The sequence below is a fragment of the Methanoregula sp. genome, assembly GCF_002835825.1.
In the GTDB taxonomy this organism is placed as follows: Archaea; Halobacteriota; Methanomicrobia; order Methanomicrobiales; family Methanospirillaceae; genus Methanoregula.
On record NZ_PIZH01000672.1, the window covers coordinates 1 to 1141 of the forward strand.

General features: G+C 60.6%; 2 protein-coding genes. Both read right to left on the minus strand.

What is annotated here, in order from left to right; genetic code table 11:
- Positions 1 to 560: DUF2179 domain-containing protein (locus tag CW742_RS14320; RefSeq protein WP_292421541.1), on the minus strand; the 560-nt coding region annotated here is incomplete at its 3' end.
- 100 nt (positions 561 to 660) lie between these two features.
- Positions 661 to 1141: IPT/TIG domain-containing protein (locus CW742_RS14325; protein WP_292421543.1), on the minus strand; the 481-nt coding region annotated here is incomplete at its 5' end.

Here is a 1141-nt window from a genome sequence, read left to right on the forward strand (position 1 = left end):
GGGATCATCCCGGCCGGGCGGCTGTGGGGAAAGACCCCCTCGGCAACCGACTTGACCTCCTCGACCGTATAGAAGGCGGCGGGGTTGAACTGCCGGATGATGCCGATGACCCGGGGCAGGTCCTGCCGCTTGACGACCGTGAAGATCACCTTGACCGGGCCGGACGCCCCCTGCCCGTCGATCTCCGTCACCCCGTAGTTCTTGGAGCGCAGGCAGGTTGCAAGCCCTTCGGGATCGCTGCGGACAATAGCCCGGACGATGACGAGGCCTATCGAGATCTTCTCTTCTATGACCATCCCCGCATAGGTGCCCGCGGCAAACCCCGCGCCATATGCCACGTAGGAGACGACGTTGGTTAAGTTATTCATCACCTGCCCGATGGCAAGGAGCCAGATGATAACCTCAAAGAACCCGATGAGCGGGGCAAGGTATCGCACCCCTTTCGAGATGAAGATGACCCGGATGGTCCCAAGACTGACATCGCAGATCCGGGCAAGGAAGATGAGGGCCGGCAGGATGACGTACGCATAGACCTCCGGCGGACCGAACGATTCGAGCATACCTATCGGTCAGTAAGGTACCGGATGGAGCGGCTAATAGTTTGCGGTGAGAGATACCCGTTGGGCCCCTGACAGGTGTACAGCAGGAAAAAAGAGAGGATCAGTCGTTATCTGAGACGGTCTGGTTCTGGATCGTGAACTTGTTGGTCCAGGTCCCGGTCTGGGATCCCTCAATGTTGGTGACCTTCACGTCCCACTGGCCGAAGGCGACGTCCTTGTTCCGGACCGGGTTGAGGTCGAGATCGCAGCTGATCCGGCTGCCCGTTGACGAGATTGGAGAGACGCAGGGGATCTCGGCAGTGCCTTTCAGAAGGACCACCTTGACCCCGTCCTTGAAGTTCTGCCCGGTGATGACAAGCCCGCCCTGCTGGCCGATCTCCATCTTGTAAGGCGAGACGCTTGCGATGATGGGGGCGGCGTCGCCGATCGTAAACCCGCGCTGGAGGGTGCCCGACTGCCCGTCGGGGTTGGTCACGACCACGTTGTAACTTCCGATCTCGGAGGTCTTTAAGAGGAAGGTGCAGTCAATCCGGGTCGCGGTCACGCTCACACCGGTCCCGGTGATGGACGGGCTTCCCGGC